Source organism: Streptomyces sp. NPDC048507 (genome assembly GCF_043199995.1).
Lineage (GTDB): Bacteria > Actinomycetota > Actinomycetes > Streptomycetales > Streptomycetaceae > Streptomyces.
On sequence record NZ_JBICWZ010000012.1, the window covers coordinates 199,876 to 214,596 of the forward strand.

Genomic DNA, 14,721 nt, shown 5'->3' on the forward strand with positions numbered 1-14,721 from the left:
GGTGACCCGGGACCGGCGGGCGGAGGGGGACGCGTCCCCGCCCCTCCGCCCGCCGGCGCACCACGTACCGTCCGCCCGCCTCACCACCAGTACACGGGGTAGCGCACGGCCTTCGGCCGCAGCCGCGAGGAGACCATCCCCGCCAGCACCAGCACCGCCGCGGCCCCGGCCAGCAGCGGCACGAACCACACCGGGTCCGGCGCCTGGAGCACCACCACCACGGTGCTCGCCGCCGCCGGGGAGTGCGGGGTCCGGGCCAGGGTCATGACCCCCACCGCCACCCCCGCGCCGAGCGCCGCCACCCATGGGTCCCGCCCGAACAGGGCCAGCGCCAGATAGCCGACCGCCGCGCACAGCAGGTGCCCCCCGATGACGCTGCGCGGCTGGGCCAGCGGCAGCGCGGGCACCCCGTAGACGATGGCCGCGCTCGCCGCGATCGGCGGGATCAGTACGGGTTCGCGCAGCAGCGCACCGGCGCCGACGAGCACGAGCAGCGCGGCCGCCGCCACCCCGCCGCTGTGCAGGGCGGTGAACCGGGCGGGCGCGAGGGGGGCGGGGGCCCGCCCCGCGAACGGCCTCAGGACGGCCAGCCGGCCGGGTCCGGCCGCCGGCGGGGCGGTCTGCTTGGTAGTCATGTCCACGCTCATGACCGTCAGGTGTACCGGCGGTCCACATTCCCGCCCTATACGCGCCGATCGCGCCACCGGCGCGCGACGCGACGGGACGAGACGGGACGGGACGAGACGGGACGGACGCAACTGACAACCAACGGTTGACACCCTCGGAGATGTCAACCTAGGGTTGCACTCATGACGAACCCCTCAGTGGAACCCGTTGAGCCCGTGGAACCCGTCCGCATGACCAACCCGGTGCGCCTCGACGATCTGATCGAGGCCATCAAGAAGGTCCACCCCGACACGCTGGAGCAGCTCAGCGGCGCCGTCGTCGCCGCCGAGGCTCTCGGTGACGTGGCCGACCACCTGATCGGACACTTCGTCGACCAGGCCCGCCGCTCCGGCGCCTCCTGGACCGACATCGGCCGCAGCATGGGCGTCACCCGGCAGGCCGCGCAGAAGCGCTTCGTGCCCAAGGCCGACAAGGAGGGCGACCCCGGACTCGACCCGAGCCAGGGCTTCGGGCGCTTCACCCCCCGCGCCCGCAACGTCGTGGTGAGCGCCCAGAACGAGGCCCGCGCCGGCGGCCAGGCCGAGATCCGGCGCGAGCACCTGATCCTGGGCCTGCTCGCCGAGCCCGAGGGACTCTGGGCCACGGTCCTCGCCCCCCGCGAGCTCACGGCCGACGCCGTGCGCGCCGCCGCCACCGCCGCCCTGCCGGAGCCCTCGGCCGCCCCGCTGCCTGCCCTGATCCCCTTCGACGCCGGCGCCAAGAAGGCCCTGGAGCTCACCTTCCGCGAGGCCCTGCGCATGGGCCACGCCTACGTCGGCACCGAGCACGTCCTGCTCGCCCTGCTCGAACTGGAGGACGGCGACGGCGTGCTGAGCGGCCTCGGGCTCGACAAGGCCGGGGCCGAGGCCCGTATCACCGCGCTCCTGGCCACCGTACTCGGCGGGTCCGCGCAGGAGTCCTGACCGGCTCCGGTTCGGAGACCTCGTAGCGCTTGACGTAGGCGCCGAGGAAGGACTGGAGGGTCGCCACGGCCGGGATCGCGATGAGGGCGCCGACCGCGCCCAGCAGGGCGGTGCCCGCGATCACCGATCCGAAGGCCACCGCCGGGTGGATGTCCACCGTCCGCGCGGTCAGCTTGGGCTGGAGCACGTAGTTCTCGAACTGCTGGTACACCACCACGAACCCGAGCACGTACACGGCGTACCAGGGGTCGACCGTGAAGGCGATCAGCATCGGCAGCGCGCCCGCCAGGTAGGTGCCGATGGTGGGGATGAACTGGGACACCAGCCCCACCCACACCGCGAGGGCGGGCGCGTACGGCACGTCGAGGAACACGAAGACGACGTAGTGCGCGATGCCGGAGATCAGCGCCATCAGCCCGCGGGAGTACAGGTAGCCGCCCGTCTTGGCGACGGCGATCTCCCAGGCCCGCAGCACCTCCGCCTGCTTCGCGGGCGGCAGCACGGAGCACAGCGCGCGCCGCAGCCGGGGCCCGTCGGCGGCGAAGTAGAAGGCGAACAGGCCGATCGTCAGCAGCTTGAAGAGGCCGCCGAGCACGGTGGTCGACACGTCGAGGACGCCGGACGCACTGTTCTGCACGTACTTCTGGAGCCAGTCCGAATGCAGCAGGCTGTCCTGGATGTCCAGCCGGGACAGGTCCGTGTGGAAGGTGGTGTTGATCCAGTTGATGACCGAGTCGAGGGTGCCGGGGAAGCCCTCCACGATGTCGACGATCTGACCGGCGAGCATCGAGCCGAGCAGCGCGAGGAAACCCGCGGCCGCGGCGAACACGGCGAAGGACACGAGGAAGGTGGCGAGCCCGCGGCGCATCCCGCGGGCCGCCATCCTGGCCACGGCGGGTTCGATCGCGAGCGCGAGGAAGAACGCGATCAGGATGTTGACGAGCAGCCCGATCAGCTGGTGGAAGGCCCAGCTGCCCAGCTGGAAACAGGCGACCAGGGCCAGTACGAGGACCACCGCGCGCGGCAGCCAGCGCGGCATCCGGGCGTCCGCCGCCACGGGCGGCGGAGCCTCCCCGGGGTCCGCGGTCGGGTCGGTCGTCGTCTCATCACTGGCTGCCACGACGCCCAGTCTGCCCGGCCCGCCGCGCGAACCGCGAAGCGGTGCCCGCGTCAGCGCAGCGAGGCCGGCACGTCCATCGCCGAACACACCGCGCGCCAGACGTCCTTGGCCTCCCAGCCCGCCTCCAGCGCCTGGTGGACCGTGCGTCCGCCGAGCTCCGTCATCACGTGGTCCCGGGCGAAGGAGTCCGCGTAGCCCGCACCGAAGTGCTCCGCCATCCGCTCCCAGAAAATCGTCAACCGCATGCCCCCAGTATCCCGCCCGGGAGAGTGCACCCGCCCCGTTGGTCCCCGCCGCCCCGACCGGGCGCCCTACGGTGGCACGCATGCCTGGAGACGCATCTCCCCCGCCGGCCCCGCAGGCCCCGCTGGCGCGCGCCGAACCGTTCATCTGGCTCACGGCCCGGGTGCTGGAGCAGCGGCGCTTCTCCTTCCACTTCCTCGGCGGGGAAGCCGACGCGGTGGACGCCGCGCTCGGCGCCTACCTGGGGGGCGACGGCGGCTACGGCCACGCGCTGGACCCGGACCTGCGGGGTCCGCTGAGCCAGCCCCTGCACACCGCGCACGCGCTGCGGGTGCTCGACGGCCTCGGCCGCTGCTCCGGGCAGCGCATCGAGCGGCTCTGCCGCCACCTGACCCGGGTCTCCACCCCCGAGGGCGCCCTCCCGCTGGTGCTGCCGGGCCCGCGCGCCTACCCCGGCGCCCCGTACCACCCCGTGCACGACGACCCGCCGGGCGAGCTGCTGACCACCGGTCCCGTGGTCGGTCTCCTGCACCGCAACCGGATCTGGCACGCCTGGCTGTTCCGGGCCACGGACTTCTGCTGGGAACGGATCGAGACGCTGCGCCACTGGCACCCGTACGAGGTCCAGGGCGCGGTCGCCTTCCTCGACGGCGCCCCCGACCGCCCCCGCGCCGCGGCGGCCGCCGACCGGCTGGGCCGGCTGGTGCGCGAGCGGCGCCTGGCGGTGCTCGACCCGGACCTGCGCGCGGAGCACCCGCCCGCCCCCGGCCGCGCGGCGGACGAGCGGCTCTTCCCGTACGACTACGCGGGCCGGCCCGAATCCCTGGCCCGCGGCTGGTTCACCGACGAGGAGATGCGCCGCTCGCTGGACTTCCTCGCGGCCCAGCAGCAGCCCGACGGCGGCTGGCCGGTGCACCGCAGGGCCTGGGCCCCGGGCAGCTCGCTGGAGCGGCGGCCGATCGCCACCCTGGAGGCGCTGCTGACGCTGCGCGCGTACGGCAGGCCGGTGGGCCCGGTCAGCCCCCCAGCGCCCGCACGCCCGCGGTGACGAGCACCGCGGCCGCGACCACGACGAGGAAGGGGGCGCGCAGCAGCAGCGCGAGCCCGGCGGCGGCGAGACCGGCGGCCCGGGCGTCGAGGACCAGCTCGTGGCCGGTGCTGAAGGTCTGCTGCGCGGTGAGCGCGGCGAGCAGCGCGACCGGCAGCAGGGCGGACAGCCGGCGCACGGCGGGCTTCTCCAGGGCGCCGGCCGGTACGAGGAGTCCGGCGAGCTTGACGGCGTAGCAGCCGACGACGGTGATCCCGATGGCGATCCAGACGTTCACGGTCGGCGTCCCTTCAGCCACAGCACGGCGGGTGCGGCCAGCGCGGCGATCAGTACGGGCACCCCGGACGGCAGCACGGGCAGGAAGCCCAGACCGAGGACGAGGGCGAGGGCCGCGACGGCCCGCTCGGTGCCGCTCTTGAGCATCGGCGCGAGCAGCGCGAGGAACACGGCGGGCCCGGCCGCGTCCAGCCCCCAGGCGGAGGTGTCCCCGATGGCCTCCGCGCCGAGCGCCCCGAGCAGGGTGGTCAGGTTCCACAGCAGGTAGAGGCTGAGCCCGGTGACGGTGAACCCGAGCCGGGCGGACCTGCGGTCGGGCTGGGCCAGCGCCACGGCGGTGGTCTCGTCGATCACCCAGTGGGCCGCGAGGGGGCGCACCGCGCGGGGCAGCGCGAGCAGCCGCGACAGCCGCAGCCCGTAGAAGGCGTTGCGGGTGCCGAGGAAGAAGGCCCCGGCAGCCGCCGTGAAGGGGTTGCCGCCCGCCGCGAGCGCGCCGACCAGCGCGAACTGCGAGGCTCCGGTGAAGACGAGCAGGCTCAGCGCGCAGGCCTGGAGCACGCTGATCCCGGCGCCGGCGGCGGTCACCCCGAAGGCGAACCCCGACAGCCCGACGGCCACTCCCACCCCGAGCGCGTCGCGCACGACGGCGGCCCGCGGCCGCCCGGGGCCGGGCCCCGCGTCGTCGGCGCGGGCCTCTGGTATCACCACTCGATGTTCTCCCACCCGGCGAACGTACGCGGGCCGGTGCGGCCGGGTCTTGTACGTTCTTGCACGTCGGGCGGGGTCCCGCGGCGCCCGGCCGGGCCGGCCGGGCGCGCCGGGCCGCTCTAGCCCGCCGCCCGCTCGCGCCGGTACGCGCCGGGCGGGACGCCCACGATCCGGGTGAAGTGCCGGTTCAGGTGCGGCTGGTCCGTGAAGCCGACGGTGACGGCCGCCTCGGCGGGGGCGGTACCGGCCTCCAGCAGCAGGCGCGCCCGGCGGACCCGGGCATCGGTGAGCCAGGTGTGGGGCGGCATCCCGTACCGGTCCCGGAAGGCCCGCAGCAGGGCGAAGGGGCTGGTGCCCACTTCCGCCGCGAGCTGCTCCAGCGAGGGCGGCCGCGCCATCCGCTCCTCCAGCACGCTCCGGGCCCGTTCCGCGTCGGCGGCGCCCGCGCGCCGTACCGTACGGGCGGGCAGCGGGCCCGCGTGCCGGGCGAGCATCCGCGCGACGACGCCGCGCAGCAGGGTGTCGGCGGCGAGCGCGTTGCCCGCCTCGGCGGCCCGGTGCACCTCGGTGATCATCCGCGAGGCGTCCGCGTCGGCGACCATGTCGGCGGTGAAGCCGGGGGTGCCGCGCAGCCCCGCCACCTCCGCGGCGACCTCGGCGATCAGGTCCCGGGAGGGGTAGAGGGTGGCGTACGCCCAGCCCTCGGGCACCCCGGCGCGGGCGGTGTGCGCCACCTCCGGGTTGATCAGCACCACACTGCCCGGCCCGGCCCGCAGGGTGCCGGCGGGCAGGCCGATCTCCTCGATGCCGCCGGTGACGGCCGCGATGACGTAGCCCTCGTGCGTGTGGCGGGGGAAGGTGTGGCGCACGTAGTGGGCGCGCAGCAGATCCAGCCCGGGCAGCTGCGCGGGCTGCCAGTGCCGTGCCCACTCCCCGCGCCCGGCGCGCCGGGCGCCGCTCCCGTCCGTTCCCATGACCCCATTCTGCGCGCCGCCCGCGGGCGCGTCCGCGCAGGTCCGGCCCGTTGTCAGTGGCCGGGTGCACGATGGGGGCATGCCAGGCGCTGCGCTCGATTCGTTCTCCCCCGCGACCCGCTCGTGGTTCTCGGGGGCCTTCCGTACGCCCACGTCCGCCCAGGAGGGGGCGTGGCGGGCGATCGGGGAGGGCTCCGACGTGCTGGTCGTGGCGCCCACCGGGTCCGGCAAGACGCTGGCCGCCTTCCTCGCCGCCCTGGACCGGCTCGCCTCCGCTCCGCCGCCCGCCGAGCCGAAGAAGCGCTGCCGCGTGCTGTACGTGTCCCCGCTCAAGGCCCTCGCGGTGGACGTGGAGCGCAACCTGCGCAGCCCGCTGACCGGGATCCGCCAGGAGTCGGCGCGCCTGGGCCTGCCGGAGCCGGACATCCGGGTGGGGATCCGCTCCGGCGACACCCCGCCCGCCGAGCGGCGCGCGCTGGCCACCCGGCCGCCGGACATCCTGATCACCACGCCGGAGTCGCTGTTCCTGATGCTGACCTCGGCGTCCCGGGAGGCGCTGACCGGCATCGAGACGGTCATCCTCGACGAGGTGCACGCCGTGGCGGGGACCAAGCGCGGGGCGCACCTGGCCCTGTCCCTGGAGCGGCTCGACGAGCTGCTGCCGCGCCCGGCGCGCCGGATCGGCCTGTCGGCGACGGTCCGGCCGGTGGAGGAGGTGGCCCGCTACCTGGCCCCGCGCGGCCGGGTCGAGATCGTGCAGCCGCCCTCGGACAAGGAGTTCGACCTGTCGGTGGTCGTCCCGGTCGACGACATGGGCGAGCTGGGCGGCTCCCCCTCCACCGACGGCAAGGAGGGCGGCGACAAGCCGTCGATCTGGCCCCATGTCGAGGAGCGGATCGTGGACCTGGTGCAGGCGCACCGCTCCACGATCGTGTTCGCCAACTCCCGCCGCCTCGCGGAGCGGCTGTGCAACCGGCTCAACGAGATCGCCTACGAGCGGGCGGTGGGCGAGCCGATGCCGGAGGGCTCGCCGCCCGCCGAGGTCATGGCCCAGTCGGGCGCCGCGCTCGGGGCCCCGCCGCTGCTGGCCCGCGCGCACCACGGGTCGGTCTCCAAGGAGCAGCGGGCCCTGGTCGAGGAGGACCTCAAGGCGGGCCGGCTGCCGGCCGTGGTGGCCACCTCCAGCCTCGAACTCGGCATCGACATGGGCGCCGTCGACCTGGTGGTGCAGGTGGAATCGCCGCCCTCGGTGGCCTCCGGACTCCAGCGCGTCGGCCGCGCCGGACACCAGGTGGGCGCGGTCTCCACCGGGGTGGTCTTCCCCAAGTACCGGGGGGACCTGGTGCAGGCGGCGGTGGTCACCGAGCGGATGCGCACCGGATCGATCGAGTCCCTGCGCGTCCCCGCCAACCCGCTGGACGTACTTGCCCAGCAGCTCGTCGCGATGACGGCGATGGACACCTGGCAGCTGGACGACCTCCTCGCGCTCGTCCGGCGGGCCGCGCCGTTCGCGGCGCTGCCGGAGTCGGCGTTCACCGCCGTGCTGGACATGCTGGCGGGCCGCTACCCCTCGGACGCCTTCGCGGAGCTGCGGCCCCGGGTGGTGTGGGACCGGGTCGCGGGGACCGTCACGGGCCGGCCCGGCGCGCAGCGCCTGGCCGTCACCTCCGGCGGCACGATCCCGGACCGCGGTCTGTTCGGCGTCTTCCTGGCGGGCTCGGACCCCAAGAAGGGCGGCGGCCGGGTCGGCGAGCTCGACGAGGAGATGGTCTACGAGTCCCGCGTGGGGGACGTGTTCACCCTGGGCACCACGTCCTGGCGGATCGAGGACATCACCCGCGACCGGGTCCTGGTCACCCCCGCCCCCGGGGTACCGGGCCGGCTCCCGTTCTGGAAGGGCGACCAGCTCGGCCGGCCCCTCGAACTGGGTCGCGCGGTCGGCGCGTTCCTGCGCGAGCTGGGCGGCCTCACCGAGGAGGACGCCCGGCTGCGGCTGCTGGCGGCCGGTCTGGACGCGCGGGCCGCCCAGAACGTCATCGCGTACCTCGCCGAACAGCGCGAGGCCTGCGGACACGTGCCCGACGACCGGACCATCGTCGTCGAGCGGTTCCGCGACGAACTCGGCGACTGGCGGGTCGTGGTCCACTCCCCCTTCGGTGCGCAGGTGCACGCCCCCTGGGCGCTGGCCCTCGGTGCCCGCCTCGCCGAGAAGTACGGCATGGACGCCCAGGTGATGCACGCCGACGACGGGATCGTGCTGCGCCTGCCGGATGCCGACCTGCTCTCCATGGACCTCCTCGACCACGATCCGGCGGCGCCCGCCGCCGGCTTCGGCTCCGACGACGAACAGGCCCCGCTCGGCGCGGCCGACGTGGCGTTCGAGCAGGGCGAGGTCAGCGGGATCGTCACCGACCAGGTCGGCGGGTCGGCCCTGTTCGCCTCCCGGTTCCGCGAGTGCGCGGCCCGCGCGCTGCTGCTGCCGCGCCGCAGTCCGGGCAAGCGCACCCCGCTGTGGCAGCAGCGCCAGCGGGCCTCGCAGCTGCTCCAGGTCGCATCGGAGTTCGGTTCGTTCCCGATCGTGCTGGAGGCCGTACGGGAATGCCTCCAGGACGTGTTCGACGTACCGGGGCTGACGGAGCTGATGGGGGACATCGAGGCGCGGCGCGTGCGCATGGTCGAGGTCACCACCCCCGAGCCCTCCCCCTTCGCCCGCTCCCTGCTCTTCGGTTACGTCGCCCAGTTCCTCTACGAGGGGGACTCCCCCCTCGCCGAACGGCGGGCGGCGGCCCTCTCGCTGGACTCCCGGCTGCTGGCCGAACTGCTCGGCCAGGCGGAGCTGCGCGAACTCCTCGACGCCGAGGTGCTGGAGGAACTGGAGCGCGAGCTGCGGTGGCTGACCCCGGACCGGCGGGCCAAGGACGCCGAGTCGGTGGCCGACCTGCTGCGCCTGCTGGGCCCGCTGACCGACAAGGAACTGGCGGCGCGCGGCGCGGAGCCCGGCTGGGCCCCGGAGCTGGCGGCGGCCCGCCGCGCGATCCGGGTCCGGATCGGCGGCGCGGACCACTGGGCGGCGGTGGAGGACGCGGGCCGGCTGCGCGACGCCCTGGGCACGGCGCTGCCCGTCGGCGTCCCGGAGGCGTTCACCGAGCCCGTCAAGGACCCCCTCGGGGACCTCCTCGCCCGGCACGCGCGCACCCACGGGCCGTTCACCACCGCCACCGCCGCCGCCCGCTTCGGTCTGGGCGCGGCGGTGACGGAGGGCGCCCTGCACCGGCTCGCGGCGGCGGGCCGGGTCGTCCAGGGCGAGTTCCATCCCGCGGGCATCGGACAGGAGTGGTGCGACGCGGCGGTGCTGCGCCGGCTGCGGCGGCGTTCGCTGGCGGCGCTGCGGCAGGAGCTGGAACCGGTCCCCCCTACGGCCCTGGCCACCTTCCTGCCGCAGTGGCAGCACCTGGGCGGCGGGCTGCGCGGCATCGACGGCCTGGCCCGCGCCGTCGAACAGCTCCAGGGGGCCCCGGTGCCCGCCTCCGCCCTGGAGCGGCTGATCCTGCCCTCCCGGGTGGCGGGCTACTCCCCGGCCCTGCTCGACGAACTGACCACGACCGGCGAAGTGGTGTGGGCGGGCGCGGGCGCCCTGCCCGGCAAGGACGGCTGGATCTCCCTCTACCTGGCGGACGCGGCGCCCCTGCTGCTGCCGCCCGCCCACCCGCTGGAGCTCGGCCCCCTGCACCAGCAGGTGCTGGAGGCCCTCTCCTCGGGGCACGCCCTGTTCTTCCGGCAGCTCGCGGAGTCCGTCCGCGCGGTGTCCGCGCAGGCCTCCGAGCTGGAGCTGTCCGCCGCCCTGTGGGACCTGGCCTGGTCGGGCCGGGTGACCAACGACACGCTGGCCCCGCTGCGCTCCCTGCTGGGCTCGGGCCGCACGGCCGGGGCCACCGCGCACCGGGCACGCCGTACGGTGCCGCGCGGCCGGTACGGATCCCTCACCGCCACCACGTCCCGTACGGGCCCGCCCACGGTCTCGGGGCGCTGGTCGCTGCTCCCGGCCCCCGCGCCCGATCCGACGCACCGCGCCCACGCGCTCGCCCGGACCCTGCTGGACCGGCACGGGGTGGTCACGCGCGGGGCCGTGGCCGCCGAGGGGATCGAGGGCGGGTTCAGCGCGGTGTACCGGGTCCTGTCCGCCTTCGAGGACAGCGGTCAGGCCCGCCGGGGTTACGTGGTGGAGGGGCTGGGCGCGGCCCAGTTCGCGATGGACGGCGCGGTGGACCGGCTGCGGGCCGCCGAACGGACGCCGCCCCCGCTCGCGGCGGTGGTGCTGGCCGCCGCCGACCCCGCGAACGCGTACGGGGCGGCCCTGCCCTGGCCGGAGCCCCCGGGCGGCGCCAGCCACAAGCCGGGCCGCAAGGCGGGCTCCCTGGTGGTCCTGGTCGACGGTGACCTCGCCCTGTACCTGGAGCGCGGCGGCAAGACCCTGCTGTCCTGGCCCGACGCCGAGGATCCGCGCCTGGCCGCGGCGACGGCGGCACTGGCGGCGGGCTCGCGGGCGGGCACCCTGCCGGACCTCACGGTGGAGCGGATCAACGCCGCCGCGGCCCTGACCTCCCCGCTGGGCCGCGCCCTGGAGGAGGCCGGCTTCCACGCCACCCCGAGGGGGCTGCGGCTGCGCCGCTGAGCGCCCGGGGCCGTCTCAGGCCCGCCACGTATGTCTTGGGCATGTCACGAAATGGCCGCCGGACGGCCCTCGGGGCCCGCACACGCTTATCCATGCTTTATCAAGGTGATCACGCACGTCACCGGCGTGCACGTCACCTCCATGGGGGATCAGAAAATGAGCACCTTCGGCATGCGCAGAACCACCCTGGCCGCGGCCGGCCTCGCGGTCGCCTCCACCCTCGTCCTCACGGGCTGCAAGGACGGCAACGAGGACGTGGCCCCGGCGGGCCCGTCCGCCTCCGCCACCGCCCCCCAGCCGGGCGGCCCCGCCTCGCCGAGCGCGAGCGCCTCCGGCGGCGCCCCGTCCTCGCCCGCCGCCCCGTCCTCGGGCGGCGCCGCCGGCGCGGCCAAGCCCGGCCAGCAGTACAAGATCGGCGAGGCGGCCGAGTTCCCGTTCGCCTCCGGCAGCACCAAGGGGCAGATCGCCCTCTCCGTCACCAAGATCGAGCAGGGCCAGGCCGCGGACCTGGACGTGCTCAAGCTCGGCGACAAGGTCAAGGGCAAGGTGCCCTACTACATCCACTACACGGTGAAGAACACGGGCACCACAGACCTCTCCTTCACCTCGGTCAGCCACGTCAAGGGCCTGCTCGGTGACGGCACCGAGGCCCAGGACCTCTACATCATCGGCAAGTTCGACAAGTGCAAGGACGACTCGCTGCCGAAGGGCTTCACCAACGGCCAGACGCAGACCTCCTGCGCGGTCGCGCTGGCCCCCTCGGCCGACACCAAGGTCGCCGGCGCCAAGTACTGGGGTGACCCGTTCACCCTCAAGGAGGGCCTGACCTGGAAGTGACGGCCGGCGCGCCACACCGCGCCCGCCCCGCGACGGGCCCCCGCACCGCCACCCCGGCGCGGGGGCTCGCCCCGTCCCGCGCCGCCCGCCCGCGCCCCTCGCACCCCTCGCAACCAGGCCTCCCCGGCTTCCCCGGCTTCCCCGGGCGACAATGGGGCCATGCCCGAAGGAGACAGCGTCCACCGCGCGGCGGCCCGCCTCCACACCGCCCTCGCCGGCAAACCCCTGACCAGCGCCGACCTGCGCGTCCCCCGCTTCGCCACCGCCGACCTCACCGGCCGCACCACCCTGGACGTCACCCCGCGCGGAAAGCACCTCCTGACCCGCCTCGAAGGCGGCCTCACCCTCCACAGCCACCTGCGCATGGACGGCGCCTGGTACGTCTTCGGCCCGGGCCAGAAGTGGCACGGCGGCCCCTCCTACGAGATCCGGGCCGTCCTGGGCACCGCCGACGCCACCGCCGTCGGCTACCGCCTCCCCGTCCTCGAACTGCTCCGCACCGCCGACGAGGACCACGTGGTGGGTCATCTCGGCCCCGACCTCCTCGGCCCCGACTGGGACCCGGACGCGGCGGCCGCCAACCTGCTCGCCACCCCCGGCCGCCCGCTCGGCGAGGCCCTCCTCGACCAGCGCAACCTGGCGGGCATCGGCAACATCTACAAATCCGAGCTCTGCTTCCTGGCCCAGGCCACCCCCTGGACCCCCGTCGGCGCCCTCCCCGACCCGCAGACCACCCTCCCCCGGCTGGCCGCCGCCGCCCAGCGCCTGCTGGCCGCGAACATCGGCGACGGCGGCCGGTTCCGGCACCGCAACACCACCGGCCGCCACCGCCCCGGCCAGGAACTCTTCGTCTACGGCCGCGCCCACCGCCCGTGCCTGCGCTGCGGCACCCCCGTCCGCGAGGCCCCGCAGGACGGCCGGCCGACGTACTGGTGCCCGCGCTGCCAGTCCGGTCCGGCCCCGGCAGCATAGTTGACGCCCCGTCAGATCCACTCGTACGGTCCCTGCATGCCCACACCCACCGCGTACGACCTCACCGGCCGCACCGCGTTCGTCACCGGCGCCGCCAGCGGCATAGGCCGCGCCACCGCCCTGCTGCTCGCCGGGGCGGGCGCGGCCGTGCACTGCGCCGACCGCGACGAGCCCGGCCTGGCCGAGACCGCGGCCCTGATCACCAAGGCCGGCGGCGCCGCCACCGCCCACCCGCTCGACGTCACGGACCGCGCGGCCCTGCGCGCCGCGGTCGCCGCGGCCGGGCCCCTCGACATCACCGCCGCCATCGCCGGGGTGATGCACACCAGCAGCGTCCTGGACACCACCGACGAGGACCTCGACCGGATCCTGGACATCAACTTCAAGGGCGTCCTGCGCACCTGCCAGGAGGCCGTCCGCTCCATGATCGCCGCCGGCCGCCCCGGCTCCGTCGTGACCATGGCCTCCGGCGCCGTGGACGCCGCCCAGCCCGGCCTGCTCTGCTACAGCGCCGCCAAGGCGGCCGTGGTCCAGCTGACGAAGACCCTCGCCACCGAGGCCGGGCCGCACGGCATCCGTGTCAACGCGGTCGCACCGGGCTGGATCCGTACCCCGATGACGGGCCGGCACGGCGCCGGGGTCCAGGAGCAGACCGAGGCGGCCATGGTCCGGATGTCCCCGCTGCGCCGGGTCGGGCAGCCCGAGGACATCGCCCAGGCGGTGCTCTACCTGGCCTGCGACGCCTCGTCCTTCATGACGGGCCAGATCCTGCGCCCGAACGGCGGAGTGTCCATGCCCTGGTAGCCCCGGCGGGCGGACCCCCGAGGCCTCCCGCGCCCTCCCCGTCCCCCTCACCCGCCCCATCGCGCGTCCGCGTCCTGCGTACGGGTCCGCGCGCCGTGCAGTGGACCGGCAGCAGCCCGAGCCCCCAGCCGCCCACCGCCACGGCCCCCTCCACCGCCCCGGCGCTCTCCGGCACCAGGGCCAGCCGCAGCACCGCCCACCACCAGAGCACGCCCACCGTCAGCGCGAGGGGTATGAGCAACCTCCGCACGGCCACCTCCACGGGGGACCTCCCGCCGGACGGAGTCGGGGGAGGGCCGGATCCCGAACGGCCCCATCCTCCCGCAGGACCCCGCCCCCCGCACCCAGAACACCCGCCGCGCCGCGCCGCGGGTCCGGGGACGGCAAAGAGCCCCGGCCGGTGCTTCGCGCACCATCCGGGGCTCCCGCCACGCTCACATGCTTGTCGTCACGCTCAAGCGGCTACGACATTCACCGCTTCCACGGGTGCCTTGATGGTCACCCGCTCCGGGCCGCCCGTGACCGAAGCCACGGAGACCGAATTGAGCATCGGGCGCACCGGTGCCGGCACCGGTTCGCTTGCGGCGGCCGACTGCGCAAGCTCCGCCAGCGACAGCTCGTCGCTGACTTCGCGCATCAGCTCGGACATCCGTACGTCCAGCGCGTCGCAGATCGCGGAGAGCAGCTCGGAGGATGCCTCCTTCTGCCCCCGCTCCACCTCGGAGAGATAGCCGAGCGAAACTCGGGCGGACGAGGAGACTTCGCGCAGAGTACGGCCCTGGCGCTGGCGCTGCCGACGCAGCACGTCACCCAGCAGGCGACGGAGCAGAATCATCGGTGGCTCCCTCCTCTGACCGTGTAGCCGTAACCTTCACGCCCCACCGTACCGCCTCGCGCCGCGGCCGTGCGGGGAGCGATGTCGTGTTCACTCAGGGCTGCAAACATCAAATCCCCCCGTTCTGTTCCGTATCCTGCCCCCGCAGATTCTCGCGGAGTTCGCTCGAGAGAAGTTCGAGCACTGTCCGTACACTCTCCCTACGAATTTCCGTACGGGAGCCGTTCAACCTCAACGGGGCCGTTTTCCTGCCCCCGGGACCGGCCACGGCGATGAAGACCGTGCCCACCGGCCGGCCGTCCTGCGGCTCCGGACCGGCCACTCCCGTGGTCGCGATTCCCCACGTGGCACCGGTCACGCGCCGCACTCCGGCCGCCATCTCCGCCGCCACCTGCGCGTTCACCGCGCCTTCCGCCGCGAGCAGCTCCGCGTCCACCCCGAGGACGCGGTGCTTGAGTTCAGTGGCGTACGCCGTGACCGAGCCGAGGAAGGAGCGGGAGGCCCCGGGCACCGCGGTGATCTCCGCCGCGACCAGCCCGCCGGTCAGCGATTCCGCGACCGCGAGCGTCTGGTCACGCTCCGCGAGCATCCGCAGGACGTCCCCGGCCAGATCCGCGGCCGGCGCACCCGCCGGGGCCGCAGC

15 protein-coding genes are annotated in these 14,721 nt (G+C 75.1%); 6 read left to right on the top strand and 9 right to left on the bottom strand.

Annotation, left to right across the window (positions count from 1 at the left end):
• Positions 1 to 80: 80 nt before the first annotated feature.
• On the bottom strand, positions 81 to 635 hold the full coding sequence (locus tag ACGFXC_RS28540) for an HPP family protein (protein ID WP_393717484.1): 555 nt from the start codon (positions 633 to 635) through the stop codon (positions 81 to 83).
• 174 nt (positions 636 to 809) lie between these two features.
• Between ACGFXC_RS28540 and ACGFXC_RS28545 the strand changes: the two genes are divergently transcribed.
• On the top strand, positions 810 to 1,589 hold the full coding sequence (locus ACGFXC_RS28545; protein WP_393717486.1) for a Clp protease N-terminal domain-containing protein: 780 nt from the start codon (positions 810 to 812) through the stop codon (positions 1,587 to 1,589).
• Here the strand turns inward: ACGFXC_RS28545 and ACGFXC_RS28550 are convergent.
• Together ACGFXC_RS28550 and ACGFXC_RS28555 are read right to left on the bottom strand one after the other, a co-directional pair.
• Entirely contained in the window at positions 1,540 to 2,628 is a 1,089-nt protein-coding gene (locus ACGFXC_RS28550; RefSeq protein ID WP_393717515.1) for an AI-2E family transporter, read from the bottom strand. The genes ACGFXC_RS28545 and ACGFXC_RS28550 overlap by 50 nt on opposite strands.
• Positions 2,629 to 2,759: 131 nt before the next feature.
• Positions 2,760 to 2,954, bottom strand: a complete 195-nt coding sequence (locus ACGFXC_RS28555) for a DUF3046 domain-containing protein (RefSeq protein ID WP_030650223.1) — start codon at positions 2,952 to 2,954, stop codon at positions 2,760 to 2,762.
• Between the two features lie 80 nt (positions 2,955 to 3,034).
• Here ACGFXC_RS28555 and ACGFXC_RS28560 point away from each other — a divergent pair, with 80 nt between their 5' ends.
• The gene (locus tag ACGFXC_RS28560; RefSeq protein WP_393717488.1) at positions 3,035 to 4,000 is read left to right on the top strand and encodes a hypothetical protein; all 966 of its coding nucleotides are present in this window, start codon (positions 3,035 to 3,037) and stop codon (positions 3,998 to 4,000) included.
• Here ACGFXC_RS28560 and ACGFXC_RS28565 read toward each other — a convergent pair.
• The 3 genes from ACGFXC_RS28565 to ACGFXC_RS28575 form a co-directional block, all read right to left on the bottom strand.
• The gene (locus ACGFXC_RS28565) at positions 3,969 to 4,277 is read right to left on the bottom strand and encodes an AzlD domain-containing protein (RefSeq protein ID WP_393717490.1); all 309 of its coding nucleotides are present in this window, start codon (positions 4,275 to 4,277) and stop codon (positions 3,969 to 3,971) included. The genes ACGFXC_RS28560 and ACGFXC_RS28565 overlap by 32 nt on opposite strands.
• Entirely contained in the window at positions 4,274 to 4,981 is a 708-nt protein-coding gene (locus tag ACGFXC_RS28570) for an AzlC family ABC transporter permease (protein WP_393717517.1), read from the bottom strand. Before ACGFXC_RS28570 ends, ACGFXC_RS28565 begins: the two co-directional genes overlap by 4 nt.
• Positions 4,982 to 5,103: 122 nt before the next feature.
• On the bottom strand, positions 5,104 to 5,958 hold the full coding sequence (locus tag ACGFXC_RS28575) for an AraC family transcriptional regulator (protein WP_393717491.1): 855 nt from the start codon (positions 5,956 to 5,958) through the stop codon (positions 5,104 to 5,106).
• Positions 5,959 to 6,037: 79 nt separating this feature from the next.
• Between ACGFXC_RS28575 and ACGFXC_RS28580 the strand changes: the two genes are divergently transcribed.
• The 4 genes from ACGFXC_RS28580 to ACGFXC_RS28595 all read left to right on the top strand — a co-directional run bounded on the left by ACGFXC_RS28580 (position 6,038) and on the right by ACGFXC_RS28595 (position 13,243).
• Complete coding sequence (locus ACGFXC_RS28580) at positions 6,038 to 10,630, top strand: ATP-dependent helicase (protein ID WP_393717493.1); 4,593 nt, start codon at positions 6,038 to 6,040, stop codon at positions 10,628 to 10,630.
• 156 nt (positions 10,631 to 10,786) lie between these two features.
• Positions 10,787 to 11,467: a hypothetical protein gene (locus ACGFXC_RS28585; RefSeq protein WP_393717495.1), complete on the top strand. Its 681-nt coding sequence runs from the start codon at positions 10,787 to 10,789 to the stop codon at positions 11,465 to 11,467.
• A 159-nt stretch (positions 11,468 to 11,626) separates the two neighbouring features.
• Positions 11,627 to 12,439 (top strand): Fpg/Nei family DNA glycosylase, encoded by an 813-nt coding sequence (locus ACGFXC_RS28590; protein ID WP_393717497.1) that lies wholly within the window; start codon positions 11,627 to 11,629, stop codon positions 12,437 to 12,439.
• Positions 12,440 to 12,475: 36 nt separating this feature from the next.
• The gene (locus tag ACGFXC_RS28595; RefSeq protein ID WP_393717498.1) at positions 12,476 to 13,243 is read left to right on the top strand and encodes an SDR family NAD(P)-dependent oxidoreductase; all 768 of its coding nucleotides are present in this window, start codon (positions 12,476 to 12,478) and stop codon (positions 13,241 to 13,243) included.
• Here the strand turns inward: ACGFXC_RS28595 and ACGFXC_RS28600 are convergent.
• The 3 genes from ACGFXC_RS28600 to ACGFXC_RS28610 all read right to left on the bottom strand — a co-directional run bounded on the left by ACGFXC_RS28600 (position 13,191) and on the right by ACGFXC_RS28610 (position 14,667).
• On the bottom strand, positions 13,191 to 13,499 hold the full coding sequence (locus tag ACGFXC_RS28600; protein ID WP_393717519.1) for a hypothetical protein: 309 nt from the start codon (positions 13,497 to 13,499) through the stop codon (positions 13,191 to 13,193). The genes ACGFXC_RS28595 and ACGFXC_RS28600 overlap by 53 nt on opposite strands.
• 198 nt (positions 13,500 to 13,697) lie before the next feature.
• Positions 13,698 to 14,078, bottom strand: a complete 381-nt coding sequence (locus ACGFXC_RS28605; protein WP_007266936.1) for a helix-turn-helix domain-containing protein — start codon at positions 14,076 to 14,078, stop codon at positions 13,698 to 13,700.
• A 109-nt stretch (positions 14,079 to 14,187) separates the two neighbouring features.
• Positions 14,188 to 14,667, bottom strand: coding sequence for a CinA family protein (locus ACGFXC_RS28610; RefSeq protein ID WP_393717501.1), 480 nt, complete (start codon positions 14,665 to 14,667; stop codon positions 14,188 to 14,190).
• Positions 14,668 to 14,721: the final 54 nt, after the last annotated feature.

What these genes read in the sequence shown, in the direction of transcription:
- ACGFXC_RS28540 (WP_393717484.1), bottom strand. Translation starts at nt 635, where the DNA reads ATGACTACCAAGCAGACCGCCCCGCCGGCGGCCGGACCCGGCCGGCTG.
- ACGFXC_RS28545 (WP_393717486.1), top strand. Translation starts at nt 810, where the DNA reads ATGACGAACCCCTCAGTGGAACCCGTTGAGCCCGTGGAACCCGTCCGC.
- ACGFXC_RS28550 (WP_393717515.1), bottom strand. Translation starts at nt 2,628, where the DNA reads ATGCCGCGCTGGCTGCCGCGCGCGGTGGTCCTCGTACTGGCCCTGGTC.
- ACGFXC_RS28555 (WP_030650223.1), bottom strand. Translation starts at nt 2,954, where the DNA reads ATGCGGTTGACGATTTTCTGGGAGCGGATGGCGGAGCACTTCGGTGCG.
- ACGFXC_RS28560 (WP_393717488.1), top strand. Translation starts at nt 3,035, where the DNA reads ATGCCTGGAGACGCATCTCCCCCGCCGGCCCCGCAGGCCCCGCTGGCG.
- ACGFXC_RS28575 (WP_393717491.1), bottom strand. Translation starts at nt 5,958, where the DNA reads ATGGGAACGGACGGGAGCGGCGCCCGGCGCGCCGGGCGCGGGGAGTGG.
- ACGFXC_RS28580 (WP_393717493.1), top strand. Translation starts at nt 6,038, where the DNA reads ATGCCAGGCGCTGCGCTCGATTCGTTCTCCCCCGCGACCCGCTCGTGG.
- ACGFXC_RS28585 (WP_393717495.1), top strand. Translation starts at nt 10,787, where the DNA reads ATGAGCACCTTCGGCATGCGCAGAACCACCCTGGCCGCGGCCGGCCTC.
- ACGFXC_RS28590 (WP_393717497.1), top strand. Translation starts at nt 11,627, where the DNA reads ATGCCCGAAGGAGACAGCGTCCACCGCGCGGCGGCCCGCCTCCACACC.
- ACGFXC_RS28595 (WP_393717498.1), top strand. Translation starts at nt 12,476, where the DNA reads ATGCCCACACCCACCGCGTACGACCTCACCGGCCGCACCGCGTTCGTC.
- ACGFXC_RS28605 (WP_007266936.1), bottom strand. Translation starts at nt 14,078, where the DNA reads ATGATTCTGCTCCGTCGCCTGCTGGGTGACGTGCTGCGTCGGCAGCGC.
- ACGFXC_RS28610 (WP_393717501.1), bottom strand. Translation starts at nt 14,667, where the DNA reads ATGCTCGCGGAGCGTGACCAGACGCTCGCGGTCGCGGAATCGCTGACC.